The 13,518-nt window shown below is 73.7% G+C and carries 10 protein-coding genes; 5 read left to right on the top strand and 5 right to left on the bottom strand.

Features of this window, described 5'->3' with window-relative positions:
• Positions 1–11: 11 nt before the first annotated feature.
• Positions 12–2,081, bottom strand: coding sequence for a UvrD-helicase domain-containing protein (locus tag ACIO3P_RS21795; RefSeq protein WP_329824922.1), 2,070 nt, complete (start codon positions 2,079–2,081; stop codon positions 12–14).
• A gap of 374 nt (positions 2,082–2,455) precedes the next feature.
• On the opposite strand from ACIO3P_RS21795, the gene ACIO3P_RS21790 reads away from it, so the two are divergent.
• Positions 2,456–2,656 carry a hypothetical protein gene (locus ACIO3P_RS21790; RefSeq protein ID WP_329824923.1) on the top strand — a complete coding sequence of 67 codons (201 nt, stop codon included), beginning with the start codon at positions 2,456–2,458 and terminating at the stop codon, positions 2,654–2,656.
• A gap of 18 nt (positions 2,657–2,674) precedes the next feature.
• Entirely contained in the window at positions 2,675–3,979 is a 1,305-nt protein-coding gene (locus tag ACIO3P_RS21785) for a glycosyltransferase 87 family protein (RefSeq protein WP_401853140.1), read from the top strand.
• Here ACIO3P_RS21785 and ACIO3P_RS21780 read toward each other — a convergent pair.
• Positions 3,966–5,609, bottom strand: coding sequence for a DNA repair helicase XPB (locus ACIO3P_RS21780; protein WP_329824925.1), 1,644 nt, complete (start codon positions 5,607–5,609; stop codon positions 3,966–3,968). The two genes, ACIO3P_RS21785 and ACIO3P_RS21780, sit on opposite strands and share 14 nt — an antisense overlap.
• A gap of 178 nt (positions 5,610–5,787) precedes the next feature.
• Here ACIO3P_RS21780 and ACIO3P_RS21775 point away from each other — a divergent pair, with 178 nt between their 5' ends.
• Complete coding sequence (locus ACIO3P_RS21775) at positions 5,788–6,480, top strand: VanZ family protein (RefSeq protein ID WP_401853137.1); 693 nt, start codon at positions 5,788–5,790, stop codon at positions 6,478–6,480.
• On the opposite strand, the gene ACIO3P_RS21770 is transcribed toward ACIO3P_RS21775, so the two are convergent.
• A complete protein-coding gene (locus tag ACIO3P_RS21770; RefSeq protein WP_401853135.1) occupies positions 6,443–9,094 on the bottom strand; it encodes a helicase C-terminal domain-containing protein in 2,652 nt (883 codons plus the stop codon). The two genes, ACIO3P_RS21775 and ACIO3P_RS21770, sit on opposite strands and share 38 nt — an antisense overlap.
• A 290-nt stretch (positions 9,095–9,384) precedes the next feature.
• On the opposite strand from ACIO3P_RS21770, the gene ACIO3P_RS21765 reads away from it, so the two are divergent.
• Positions 9,385–10,686: a hypothetical protein gene (locus ACIO3P_RS21765; protein WP_401853133.1), complete on the top strand. Its 1,302-nt coding sequence runs from the start codon at positions 9,385–9,387 to the stop codon at positions 10,684–10,686.
• 29 nt (positions 10,687–10,715) lie between these two features.
• Here ACIO3P_RS21765 and ACIO3P_RS21760 read toward each other — a convergent pair whose 3' ends face one another.
• Entirely contained in the window at positions 10,716–10,949 is a 234-nt protein-coding gene (locus tag ACIO3P_RS21760; RefSeq protein ID WP_401853131.1) for a ferredoxin, read from the bottom strand.
• Between the two features lie 10 nt (positions 10,950–10,959).
• On the bottom strand, positions 10,960–12,225 hold the full coding sequence (locus ACIO3P_RS21755) for a cytochrome P450 (protein ID WP_401853128.1): 1,266 nt from the start codon (positions 12,223–12,225) through the stop codon (positions 10,960–10,962).
• 225 nt (positions 12,226–12,450) lie between these two features.
• On the opposite strand from ACIO3P_RS21755, the gene ACIO3P_RS21750 reads away from it, so the two are divergent.
• Entirely contained in the window at positions 12,451–13,518 is a 1,068-nt protein-coding gene (locus ACIO3P_RS21750; protein WP_401853126.1) for a methyltransferase, read from the top strand.

Here is a 13,518-nt window from a genome sequence, read left to right as displayed (position 1 = left end):
CAAGAAGCCCCTCAAGCGGCGGTGAGCTGCTCCGGGAGCGCCGCCGCGTGGACCACCACCAGCCCCGACACCGCTCGCGTCAGCGCCACGTACAGCCGCCGCAGCCCCGTCCGTTCGTCCGGTTCGCCGTCGACCACCGCCGACGGCTCGTCCAGCACCACGTAGTCGTACTCCAGCCCCTTCGCCAGCGACGCCGGTACGAGCGTGAGCCGCGCCTCGGCGTTCGTCTCCTCGCCCGGCGCGAGATACCCGAGCCCCGCCGCCGTCAGCGCCTGGGCCAGCGCCGGGATCCGGGCGTCCGCCGCGATCAGGCCGATCGACCCCTCGTGCGCCAGCGACTCCCGGCACGCGGCGACCGTCGCCGCGTCCAGCTCGGCGGCCTCCGCCACCGCCCGTACCGCGAGCGATCCCGGCGACTCCCGTACGGAGGCCACGGGCGCCAGCCCCGGCGAGATCGCGGGCAGCAGCCGGGACGCGTACGCGATCACCTCGCGGGGTACGCGGAAGCCCGCCGTCAACTCCTCCACCAGCGCCTCCGGTTTGCCGAGGTGGTGCAGCGCGTCCGCCCAACTCGACGTCGCCCACGGCGTCGTGCCCTGCGCCAGGTCGCCCAGCACCGTCGCGGAACCGGTCGAGCAGCGCCGGCCCACCGCGCGGTACTGCATGGGGGAGAGGTCCTGCGCCTCGTCGAGCACCACATGGCCGAGCGAGTGCGTACGGGCGATCAGATCGCCCGCCTCGTCGATCAGCACGGCGTCCGCCGGGGACCACTTCGCCGCCCGTACGCTCCGTGCCGGCTTCGCCCACAGGATCGTCTTCTGCTCGTCGGCGCTCAGCACGCCGTCCGCGTGGACGGCCAGGAACTCCGCGTCGCCGAGCAGCCGCAGCACCAGCTTCGCCGGATCCACCTGCGGCCACACGGACTTGACCGCCGCCTTCACCGCGGGGTTGCGCGCCACCGCGTTCTGCACCCGGTCGTCGGGCGCCTCGCCCGCCTCCTCCATCCGTACCAGCACGGCGTGCGCGATGCGCTGCGGCAGGGCCTCGTGCGCCGCGCCGTACCGCATGTCGCGGGCGAGCAACTGCTCGACCATCTCGGTGAGTTCGTGCACCGGCACCCGCCAGCGCCGCGAGCCGCGCACCACCACGACCGGCTCCGTCGGCAGCGTGACGTGGGACCGTACGGCCCGCCGCAGCACCTCCGCCATCCGGGCGTCGCCCTTGATGACGGCGGCGTCGGCCGGATCCGTGCCGCGCACCTCCGTGCCCCCGGCCGCGACCAGATCCGCGACCGTCGCCTGCTTCACCTCCAACTCGCCCAGCGTGGGCAGCACCTGCTCGATGTAGTGGAGGAAGGAGGCGTTCGGCCCGATGACCAGGGTTCCCGTACGGGCCAGGCGCTCGCGGTGCGCGTACAGCAGATACGCGACCCGGTGCAGCCCCACGGCCGTCTTCCCGGTGCCGGGCCCGCCCTGCACGCACACCGTGCCGCCCAGATCGCTGCGGACGATCTCGTCCTGCTCGGGCTGGATCGTCGCGACGATGTCCCGCATGGGGCCGACGCGCGGGCGCTCGATCTCGGCCTGGAGCAGCTTGCTGGAGGTGTCGGCCTCCGTCGGGTCGGAGAGGTGCTCGTCCTCGTACGCGGTCAGCTCACCGGCCGTGTAGCCGAAGCGGCGGCGCAGCGCCACGTCCAGCGGCTTCCCCCGGGACGCCTGGTAGAAGGGCTGCGAGACGGGGGCGCGCCAGTCGATCACCATGGGGTCGCCGTCGGCGTCGTGGACGTGCCGCCGCCCGATGTAGAACGACTCCCCCTCGGCGCCCTCGGCCTCCGCCGCGCCGACGGCGTGCAGATAGTCGAGCCGGCCGAAGAAGAGCGGGGTGTGGGCGAGATCGGCGAGCGCCTTGACGCGTTCGTCGATCTGGGACTGGAGGACGGCGGCGTTGACCCAGTTCGCGGTGACGTCGCGGATGTCGAGCGCCTGCACGTCCTCGCGCATGGCGCGCAGGGCGGAGCGGGAGGCGCTGAGGTGGGCGCGTTCGCGCGCGAGGGGGCCAGGGGGGTCGAGTGGCGCGGGCACGGTGTTGCCTCCGGGGCTGTACGCACGCCGACGGGCCGCGCTCCGTCCGTCCGGTGCCGTACGGGTTCCGTACGTGCGGGACGGCCGGGCGGCGGGTTTCCGTTCCGGCGTGGATCACGTCATGGCGGTCGGCCGTCCGGTTTCCGTCCGGACGACGGCGCTCCCAGAGGAGGGAGGCGGGCAAGGTGCAGGAGTGTAGCCAGCGGACGGCGTCCGGGCGAATGCTTTTCGCCGCGCGGGAGCCGTCACCCCCTGGTACAGCACGAGGTCCCTCCCGCAGGGGACCCCGCCCGGCCGAAAGTCGTACAGGGGCTCACATGAGGTTCAAACCAAGGGCCGATGTACTCCACAGGCCCCGGAGCGACCATGGATACATGAGCACAGCAACTTTCACCCCGGTCCACGCCCCGCAGAGCGCGCCGCTTCCCGGTGCGACCGCGACGGGCTCCGTCCCCCACCCGGGTCACCCGGTCGGCAACACGCTGCGCGCGGCCAAGGTCTTCCTGACCACGGCGTTCAACGTGGCCGTGATGGGGGAGTACGCGGAGGAGGCGGGCATCAGGCGCCGTCGCTGATCCACTAGGGTCGCGGCCGTGACCTACCGGACCGTGACCTCTCGCTCACTCATCGCAGTGGGCGCGCTCGTCCTCTCCCTCGCCGTGTTCGCCACCGTCTGCGTCACCCGGCCCGTCCCGCTGGCCGACACCCGGGTCTACCGTGCGGAAGGCGCCGCCGTCCTCGGCGGGGACGACCCCTACGGGATCGAGCTGTACGGCCCCGCCCCCGGCGGATCCGGCCTCTACGGACCGGGCCCCGACGGCTCCGGCCCCGAAGGATCCGGCCCCGACGGCACCGGCCTCGACGGCACCGCGTACCCGCCCTTCGCCGCGATCCTCTTCGTACCGACCACCTGGCTCTCCGCCGGCGCCCTCAAGGTGGCCTTCGTCCTCGGCAACATCGCGCTGCTGGCGCTGCTCGTACGGCTGTCCCTCCGGCTGGTGGGCCGTTCCCCCACCGCCCCCGTGGCCACCCGGTACGCGGCCGCCGCGACCCTGGCCGTGGCCGCCGGACTCTGGCTCGAACCCGTCGCCCGGACCATTCTCCTCGGCGAGATCACCCTCGCCGTCGCCTGCCTCGTCCTGTGGGACCTGTCGCGCCCCGACCACGCCCTCGGCAAGGGCTTCGCCCTCGGCATCGCGGCGGGCATCACCCTCACCCCGGCCCTCTTCATCGCCTACCTGCTGCTCACGTCCCGGGTACGGCAGGGGCTGACCGCCCTCGCCGCGCTGACCGGCACCGTGCTGCTCGGGATGCTCGTACTCCCGTACGCCAGCGGCGAGTTCTGGACGAACCAGATCTTCCGCACCGACCGGGCCGGCGCCGCGTGGGCCGCCGGCAACCAGTCCCTGCACGGCCTGCTGGCCCGCCTCCTGCACACCCCCGAGCCCGGCGCGCCCTGGGTGGTCGCGGCCCTCCTCACGGCCGCCGCCGGGCTGTGGACCGCCCGCCGCGCCGTCGTACGGGCGGGATCCGAGAGCTGGGGCATTCTGCTCACCGCCCTGACCGCGCTGCTCGTCACCCCGGTGAGCTGGTCGCACGAATGGGTCTGGTGCGTACCGCTGCTGGCCGCCCTGCTCGCCGAACACCGCCTCCGCACGGCCGCGCTCGCCGGGGCGGTCTGGACGGCCCGGAGCTTCTGGGCCGTACCGTACGAGGGCGAGCCGGCCCTGCGGCTCCCGTGGTGGCAGCAGCCCCTGATCTCCCCGTACGCGCTCTGCGCCCTGGCCCTCCTGGCCCACACGACCTGGCGGCACACCCGGACCCGCGCCGGCACCGGGCCCCTGTCCACCCTGCCGGGGCCCCGGTCCCCCCGGGGACGCCCCCTCACCCCTCGGTGAGGAGTTCGTCCGCGTCGACGATCCGGTACGCGTACCCCTGCTCCGCCAGGAAGCGCTGCCGGTGCGCCGCGAAGTCCTGGTCGATCGTGTCGCGCGCGACCACCGAGTAGAAGCGCGCCTCGTGGCCGTCCGCCTTGGGCCGCAGCACCCGGCCGAGCCGCTGGGCCTCCTCCTGGCGGGAGCCGAACGTACCGGAGACCTGGATCGCGACCGTCGCCTCCGGCAGGTCGATGGAGAAGTTCGCGACCTTCGACACCACCAGCACCGAGATCTCGCCCTGCCGGAACGACTCGAAGAGCTTCTCGCGCTGCGCGTTGCTCGTCTCGCCCTTGATGACCGGCGCGTCCAGATGCTCGCCCAACTCGTCGAGCTGGTCGATGTACTGGCCGATGACGAGCGTCTGCTCCCCCTGATGCTTGCGCACCAGCGCCTCCGTCACCTTCCGCTTCGTCGCCGTCGTCGCGCAGAAGCGGTACTTCTCCTCCGTCTCGGCGGTCGCGTACGCGAGGCGCTCGCTGTCCGTGAGGTTGACCCGTACCTCGACACAGTCCGCCGGAGCGATGTACCCCTGCGCCTCGATCTCCTTCCACGGCGCGTCGAAACGCTTCGGCCCGATGAGCGAGAAGACGTCCGACTCGCGGCCGTCCTCCCGTACGAGCGTCGCCGTCAGCCCGAGCCGCCGCCTGGCCTGGAGATCGGCCGTGAACTTGAAGACGGGCGCGGGCAGCAGATGCACCTCGTCGTAGACGATCAGGCCCCAGTCGCGCGAGTCGAACAGCTCCAGGTGCGGGTAGATGCCCTTACGGCGCGTCGTCAGCACCTGGTACGTGGCGATCGTGACCGGCCGGATCTCCTTGCGCGTACCGCTGTACTCGCCGATCTCCTCCTCGGTCAGCGATGTGCGCTTCACCAGCTCGTGCTTCCACTGGCGGGCCGAGACGGTATTGGTCACCAGGATCAGCGTCGTCGCCTTGGCCTGCGCCATCGCACCCGCCCCGACCAGCGTCTTCCCGGCCCCGCACGGCAGCACGACCACACCGGAACCGCCGTGCCAGAACCCCTCGACGGCCTGCTTCTGATACGGCCGCAGTGCCCACCCCGACTCGTCCAGCTCGATCGCGTGCGCCTCACCGTCCACGTAACCGGCGAGGTCCTCGGCCGGCCAGCCCAGCTTGAGCAGCGTCTGCTTGATCTGGCCGCGCTCGGAGGGGTGCACGGCGACGGTGTCCGGGTCGATCCGGTTGCCGACCAGCGGCTGGACCTTCTTGGACCGGAGGATCTCCTCCAGCACGGGCCGGTCGGTGGAGGTCAGGACCAGGCCGTGGGTGGGGTGCTTGGAGAGGGTGAGCCGCCCGTAGCGGGCCATCGTCTCGGCGACGTCCACGAGCAGGGCGTGCGGCACGGGGTAGCGGGAGAACTCCACCAGCGCGTCGACCACCTGCTCGGCGTCGTGCCCGGCGGCCCGGGCGTTCCACAGGCCCAGCGGGGTCAGCCGGTAGGTGTGGATGTGCTCGGGGGCGCGCTCCAGTTCGGCGAAGGGCGCGATGGCACGACGGCAGGCGTCGGCCTGGTCGTGATCGACTTCGAGCAGCAACGTCTTGTCGCTCTGGACGATGAGCGGTCCGTTCACGGTTGCGCCCTTTCCGTACGTTCGCTAGGGCATCCGGATGCCAAACGACCAGTGTCGCGCATCGCGCGCCGATCCGGCACCCGCGCCGACCGGCCGCCCGCGCCGATCCGGCACCCGGGCGTATCAGGCACCCGCCCGGGGGCCGCGTATCCCGGCGGGGCCGGGGCATCAGGTGGCTATGACCGCTGAGACGGAACGGACCGGGCCGGCGCAGGCCGCTCCCGGGGACACTTCACGTGGCGCGCAGGGGTGGCGGAAGGCACGGGTCCCCCGGCGCTCCTGGGGCCGGAGCGCGCTCCGGGCCCTGATCATGGCGGTCGCCTTCGTCGCCCTGGTGGGGTTCGCCGCCGTGCTGGCCGAGATGACGCTGACACCGTCCCCGGTCTCCGCCGACATCGCCGGGTCCAACCTCCGGCCCGGACACTCGCTGATGCAGTACGCCGAGGACTACACGTTCCTCGCCGCGTGCAAGCAGATCGGCGGAAACCTGCTGATGGGGGCGCCCTTCGGGGTGATCCTTCCGCTGCTCATGCCGCGCAGGCTGCGGATGCTGCGGGTGCTGGTGGTGACCGCCGTGGTGATGGCGCTGGTGGAGCTGGCGCAGGGCGCGATGGTCGAGGGGCGCGCCTTCGACATCGACGATGTGATCCTGAACACCAGCGGCGCGCTGATCGCGTATCTGCTGCTGGGACGGTGGGTCTCGCGGCGGTTCCACATGCTGAACGAGCCGGAGGCGGAGCCGCAGCCGGAGCCGGGGTCCGGCCCGGGGGCCGGGAAGCCGAAGGTGTCCGTGGCGAAGCCCGCCGTACCCCTGTCCGCCCGGCTCCGGCGGCTCAGGCCGGGTCGTCGGCCAGCTCCGCCACGCCCGTGATGCGGTGCAGCGGGTACGTACGGACCTCGTCGGCCGTGTGGTCGTACGCCGTCACGTAACCGCCCTCCACCCGTACCGGCGCGATGACGCGCTGGCTGGCCGCGCCGTCCGCGTTGACGTAGCCGATCCAGACCGCCGAGCCCGTCATGGCGGCGGCCTGGACGGTCGCCAGCGTCTCGGCGGACGTCGTACGGGGGAGCGCCCCGTTCGCGTCGGCCGCGGAGAGACCGGCGGACATCGCCGCCGCGGCCGACAGCGTGGCCGATCCGGACGCCGTCGGCTCGGGCACCGGCCTGCGGACCACCGTCGCGGCCATGTCCCCGGCCCTGATCGCCCGGACCGCCGCGCTCAGCAGCGTCCGGTCCGGCGTGGGCGGCCCGTCCGGGACCGGTGCCGGCGCCGCGCGGGGCGGGGTGCGGTGCGCGTGGGCGCGGGTGATCATCACATCGCCGTCGGCGGACTCGGCGGCGGGCGCGAACCCCATGGTGCGCAGCCCTTCGAGCAGCGCCCCCGCGTCCGCGTGCGCCGCGAGCACGGTCGGGGCGAGGCGGCGCAGCCGCAAACCCTGCGAGCGCTTGTCGGCCAGGATCTCGTCGAGCACGGCCTCGTCGTCGCACCGTACGTACGCGGAGGCCACGCCGACCCGCAGATGGCCGTGCTTCCGCGCCACGTCGTCGATGAGATAGGCGAGCGGCTGCGGTACGGGCGTACGGCTGTGGTTCTTGAGGAATTCGTGCAGGTCGGAGGCGGATTGCCCGGCGTCCAGGGCACGCCGTACGGACCCGGGCGTGAAGCGGTAGACGGTCGCGCCGCCCTTGGACTCGACCTCGGCGGCGACGGACAGCAGCTCGGCCAGGGGGCGCAGCAGCGGGCCGGGGGCCACGGCGGTCAGGTCGGCCTGGAGGAGTACGTGGTCCAGGGCCTCGGGCAGGAGCGGCGCGAGGGCGCGGGCGGCGCGCAGGCCGGCGGGGGAGAGGCGGCCGGCCGGATGGGCGGTCGGGTGGGCGGGGCTCCGGTCCGTGCCCGTATCCGTATCCGTGACCGGGCCGTCGCCGTCCAGGAGCGCGCGGGCGTGGGACGACAGCGCGCCCCGGCCCGTGATCCCCAGCATCTCCGCCTCGTTCAGCGTCCACGCCGCGAGGCGCCCGCGCAGGTCGTCCGAGCGGCCGGCGGCGGACGCGCCGCGCAGGGGGCGTTCCCAGCGCAGCCGGGCGAGCAGCGACTCGGGGTCGGGGGCGGTGCCCGCGGGGAGGGTGGCGAGGAGTTCGAGGATCCGCCGCCGTACCTCCGGCGCGGGGCCCCGGTCCAGGTCCGTGCCGAGCGCCGCGAGCGTACGGCCCTTGGAGTCCTGGCTGCCGACCAGGCCCGCGGTGCGGGTCGCCGTCAGCCAGGCGGTGGCCAGGTGGGCCCAGCGCTCGGGGGCGGGCCGCTCCTGCCAGTCGTCGTAGGCGGGGGTCGGCGCGTACCGTTCGTCCGTCTCGCCGTCCGACGCCAACAGCCCTGCCGCGTAGGCCAGTTCGACCCAGAAGGCGGCGACGGGCTCGGTGACGTCGAGGGCGGTGGCGGTGCGCTTGAGGTCGCGTACGGAGAGCCCGCCGGCCCGCAGGACGTTCGGGCCGCCCTCGTTCCAGTCCTTGGCCAGCTCCTCGACGGTGGCGAGCGCGGTGAACGCCTGGCCCGCGGCCGTACTGTCCACCACCTGCGGGCGGGCGGCCTCCGCGCGGGCGGCCGGCGGCAGGAACCGGCCGGCCTGGGCGCGCGCCGCGGCCGATCCGGAAGCCGCCCCCTCGGTACGCGGCGCGACCGCGGGCGCAGCGGGCTCCGGCTTGCGGTGCGCGCGCCCGGCGCGCAGATGGAGCGCGGCCTCGCGCGGCAGGACGACCGTCCGCGTCGTCGCGGGCAGCAGCAGCCCCCGGTCACGCAGCCAGCGCACGGGCGGGGTCGGGCTGGACGTCACCTCGCCGTACGGCGGCCCCCACACCAGCCGGTCCAGCACCGACAGCGCCTCCATGGGCGCGGTGTCGAGCAGTGCCGCCATACGCGTCCGGTCGGTGAAGAGCGCGGTGAGCGAGGCGACGGCGGAGACCGGGTCGTGGGTGGAGGGCAGCCCCGTCGCGGTCAGGATCTCCTGGAGCCGGCCCGGCGACATCCCGGCCGTGGCCTCGGCGACGGTCGGGCCCAGCCCGGTCGGCGAGGGATGGGTGGCGGACGGCGCCAGCAGCTCGCGGGCGGTACGGACGAGGCGCAGCCGGTCGTCAGCGCCCCAGATCAGCGCCTGGTCCCGCAGGGTCGCCACGGCGGTCGGCAGCGCCGCCTCGATCCGCTCGTCGCCCTCGTCGCCGGTCAGCAGCGCGCGCAGCGTGTCGTACGGGGCGGGCTCGGGCGCCACGGCGAGCGCCTCCGCGGTCTGGAGCGTGAACCGGTCGAGCCGTTCCAGCGCCCGTACGACGGACGCGCGGGTTCCGGCGCGGGTCGCGAGCTGGGACAGGTCGCCCGGCACGGGGTTGAGCAGATCGGGCCTGGCACGCAGCAGGGCGGCGAGCGAGTCGTCCCCCTGGGTGCGCAGGGCCTCCGCGAGTGTGCGCGGTGGCGTACCGCCGGTTCCTTCGGACACGTGCGCCTCCTGCTCAGCCTTCGCGGGTCCCCATCCGTTCCACGTTAGCCCGTGAAGGCCCCACCGCTCGTGTCCCTGGGGTGGGGCGGGCCGCGGGTTTTCCGGGGTGCGGTGGATTTCCGGCGTTCTCCGGCCTTCTCCGCCGTTCTCCGCCGTTCTCCGTCGTTCTTCGTACTGGATGTACGGGGTGGACGCACGGGGGAGGAGTTCGACACCATCGCGCTGTGGCCGCCGTGGTGGCGGCGGTCACGCCTGCCCGGGGTGTGCGGTGCGTGTGTGCGGAGGACAGTGTGGGGATCGAGAGCGATCAGCTCGTCTACGACTACCTGAGTCGCGTCGGGGACGCGGCCCAGCAGCAGCACCTGCCCTCGGGGGACCGGATGCGGCTGGTCTCGACGCTGCGCAACGAGATCGACAAGCAGCGCGGGAAGTTCGGCACCGACAGCCCCGCGGCCGTCCGCCGGATCCTGGGACGGCTGGGCGAACCGCATGTGGTGGTACGGGAGGCCGCCCGGCGGGACGGCGATACGGCGGCGGCGCGCGCCCCGGACGCGCCGGAGGTCGCCGTACCGGTGCAGCGGTCGGGGCTGGCGAAGGGGCTCGGTCTGCTGGGACCGAAGGGATCCAGGGAGCCGAGGAGGGCCAGGGACGCGAAGGGGGCGAAGGCGCCTGCGGCGCCGAAGGAGTCCACGGAGCCGAGGCCGTCGGAGCCGCCGGAGCCGTCGGAATCGCCGGAAGCGCCGGAGCCGTCGAGGCCGCCGGAAGCCCCGCCCACCGCGCCCCCGCCTGTCGCCCCGCCTCCCGTGGCACCTTCTGCGGCGCCCGAGGACGTCGCCGACACCGCTCCGGCGGCCGGTCCGGGGCCCAGGATTCCCGCGCAGGCGTCGGATTCCCCCGCCACCCCGGCGGCCTCCGTGCCCGCCCCGCCGAGGACACCGCCCCGCACGCCCCGGCAGCCCGACTGGTGGCGGATCGAGCAGGGCCCCCCGGGGCCGGCGGGCATGGCGGACCTGTCGATGGAGTCGACGCACGGCTTCGTGGGCGGGGTCGAGATCCCCGCCATGCTCAAGCCGCCGCCGAAGAAAACGGCGAAGCCTGCGGAGGCCACGGATCCGGAGTCGGCGGCGGACGGCGCGGACGGCGCCGGTACGGAGGCCGCCGAGGCCCCGGAGGAGACGGAGAGCGGCACACCCCGCCGCCGGAGGCTCCGGCTCCGCCCCAGGCCCCGGCCGGCCAAGGCCAAGGGCAACGGCCTGTCCAACCCGTTCCTGCTGCTGGCGGCGGCCCTGCTGGTCGCGGGCGCGTTCCTCGGCTCCTGGCTGGCGCTCGGCGGCGGCTGGCTCCTCGCGTACGCCTCCCGGACCCTCTCCCGCGCCGAGGCGAAGTGGGCGGTCTTCGGCCTCCCCGGCGTGTCGGCGGCCGGCGGTCTGATCTGGATCTGGGGCCGGACGGACGGCCGCTGGGGCGAGGTGATCCCGAAGGACGGGATGGCGGAGGCGCTGACCGGGGTCTGGCCGGTGGTGCTCCGTACGGCGGCGGTGTCCTCGGCGCTGTACCTGGTGTGGCGCGCGCGGCGGAAGACCGCGCGCTAGGCCCGCGTCCGTACACGCGCGTCGGGGCGCTACCGCAGGGTGATGGCCTGGACGGGGCAGGTCGCCACGGCCTCGCGGACCGCTTCCGTGGCGTCCCCGTGGTGCGGGTCCGCCGGCAGCAGCGCGGCCACGCCGTCGTCGTTCTGGGTGAACACGGCGGGCGCGTGCAGGACGCACATCGCCGCGCCGATGCACCGTTCAGTGTCGATGTCGATGTCGATGTCGGGGTCGGGGTCGGGGTCGCCGGGAATGCCGCTGGTCATGGCGTCGGCCCTACCAGGCGATCGGAAGCTCGGCCACGCCGCCCAGCAGCGCGTGCGGGACGCTGCCCCGTACCTGCTCCGGAGGGACGGCCAGCCGGAGGGACGGAACGCGGCGCAGCAGGGTGTTGAGGGCGATCTCCATCTCGGCGCGGGCCAGGTTCTGTCCGACGCACTGGTGGATGCCGTAGCCGAAGGCGACATGGCGGCCCGCCTTCCGGCGGATGTCGAGGAGGTGCGGATCCTCCCAGGCGCTCGGGTCCCGGTTCATCAGCATCGTCGAGATGATCACGCCGTCGCCCTCCTTGATGGTCCGTCCGGCGATCTCGATGTCCGCCGTCGCCACCCGCTGGAGCCCGTCCGTGACGGAGATGAGCCGGGTCAACTCCTCGACCGCGCCCGCGGTCAGCGACGCGTCGTTCCGCAACGCGGCGAGCTGGTCCGGGTGTTCGAGCAGGGCCAGGACGGAGGTGGCGATCGTGCTGGACGTGCTCTCGTTGCCGCCGACCATCAGGACCGAGCAGATCGTCACCAGCCCCTCCAGATCGGCGCCGCCGTGGTCCCGGGCGCTCGCGATCATGTCGTCGATCAGCCCGTCGCCGGGCACCCGCGCCCGCCGCGCGATCAAGTCGCGGAGATAGCCCAGGATTTCCTGGAACGCCAGCGCGGGCGAGTCCGCGTCGTCCCCGTCGGCCGGGAAGAGCGCGCGCCGGGAGTGCGCGTCGAGACAGGGGCGGTCCTCCTCCGGTACGCCCAGCAGCGCGAAGGTCGAGTCGGAGGCGAGCGGCAAGGTGTAGGCGGGGACCAGGTCCGCCCGGTCGCCCTCGGCGAGCATCCGGTCGAGCAGCGCCTCGGCGGTCCGCTCGATGTGCGGGCGCAGGGCGGCGATCCGGCGGATACCGAAGCCCGAGGTCAACAGCTTGCGCTGGCGGGCGTGTTCGGGGTCGTCCGTACCGATCAGGGGGAGGGCGGCGAATCGATGGGAGCCGAGACGCTCCGTCAGGAAGGGGAAGTCGGGGTGGTCGGTGTTGGAGGAGAGCCTCGGGTCGGGCAGCAGCGCGCGCCCCTCGGCGTTCCCGGCGACCAGCCAGACCTGCCGGCCGTCGTACAGGCTCACCTGTGACAGCGGCCCGGCCGCGCGCAACAGCTCGTAGCCCGTGGGCATTTGGTACGGGCAGGTGCGTTCCATCGGATAGCCGGGGCCCTGGTCCGCATGGTCCGCCTGTTCGGCGGTCGATGTCGAAGGGGTGTCGGCCGGGGTGTCGGCGGTAGCTGTCACGGTCTTCCTCGCCATCTTCGGGTTCCGTGGTCGCCCGTGAACACCCTGCCGACCGGCGGCGGTCGGCGCCTCAGGAAGAGCGCGGGTTCATCCGTAAGGGGCTGCGGGTGTTCACATGTGCGTGGGTCGTCCGGCGCGTCGGGGCCGTTTCTCCCGGCCGCTCCGCCTCGTTGTTCCGGGCGCCCTGCGGACGGCCGAGAGGCCCTAGGTGAAGGCGGCGTGCCTGTGAGCGACGGACGGATCGACCACGAGGAAGCCCCGGGGGACGCCAGGCGTCTCATGGAGATCGCGGCGGGCGGCTGCGCCTCGCGCGTACTGGCGGTGGCGGCCAGGCTGCGTATCGCCGATGTGCTGGACGGCGGCTTCCTGCCGGCCGACGAGATCGCCGAACGCACCGGGGCCGACCGCGACGTACTGCCCCTCCTCCTCCAGGTGCTCGTCACGTGCGGGATCTTCGAGCGCGACCGCCACGGGGCCTTCGGACTGGCGCCGGGCTCCGCCGCGCTGAGGAGCGATCACCCGGGATCCCTGCGGAACTTCGTCATCCTGCTGGCCGAGACGTACGACGACGCCTTCGGCGGGCTGCTGGAGACCGCCCGTACCGGACGGTCCGGGTTCGAGCGGGTCTTCGGCGTCCCGCTCTACGAGTACCTGGGACGCACCCCGGAGGCGGAAGGCGTCTTCGACGCGGCGATGGCGGAGCTGGCGGTTCCGGCGGCCGCCGCGCTCGTGGAGCGGTTCGACTTCTCCGGGGTGCGGCGGGTGGTCGACGTCGGCGGCGGCGACGGCACGATGATCATGTCGATCCTGGCGGGGAACCCACACCTGGAAGGCGTCTGCGTCGACCGGCCGAGCGTCTGCGAACGGGCGGACGCCAGGCTGGCCGCGACCGCCGGACACCCCCTCGCGGGCCGGCTCAGCTTCCACCCCTCGGACATCTTCCAGGAGGTGTCCGAGGGCGGTGACCTCTATCTGCTCAAGAACGTCCTGCACGACTGGTCCCACGAGGGCGGCGTACGCATCCTCACCGCGGTACGCCGGGCGATGACCCGTACCGCGCGGACGCACGCCCCGGGGGTGCCGCGGCCCCGGCTGATCGTGATGGAACCGCTCCTGGAGACGGAGACCGACGCGGCCCACTCCCTCTTCCAGACGGTGATCTGCGGAAAGGAGACCCGCAGCTTCGGGCACCACGACGATCTGCGCGCGCTGCTGAGCGCGGCGGACTTCGGCGTGCTCTCCGTCGAGCGGCTGGCCAGCGGGCACCACGCCTTCGAGTGCGCGGCCGGCTGA

This window comes from Streptomyces sp. NPDC087310 (assembly GCF_044744405.1).
In the GTDB taxonomy this organism is placed as follows: Bacteria; Actinomycetota; Actinomycetes; order Streptomycetales; family Streptomycetaceae; genus Streptomyces.
Note: the sequence above shows the minus strand (reverse complement) of the source record. Positions and strands in the feature narration are given on the sequence as shown.

Bases quoted from the DNA above. Each gene is read 5' to 3' on its own strand.
- ACIO3P_RS21790 (WP_329824923.1), top strand. From the start codon at position 2,456: ATGAGCACAGCAACTTTCACCCCGGTCCACGCCCCGCAGAGCGCGCCG.
- ACIO3P_RS21775 (WP_401853137.1), top strand. From the start codon at position 5,788: ATGACCGCTGAGACGGAACGGACCGGGCCGGCGCAGGCCGCTCCCGGG.
- ACIO3P_RS21760 (WP_401853131.1), bottom strand. From the start codon at position 10,949: ATGACCAGCGGCATTCCCGGCGACCCCGACCCCGACCCCGACATCGAC.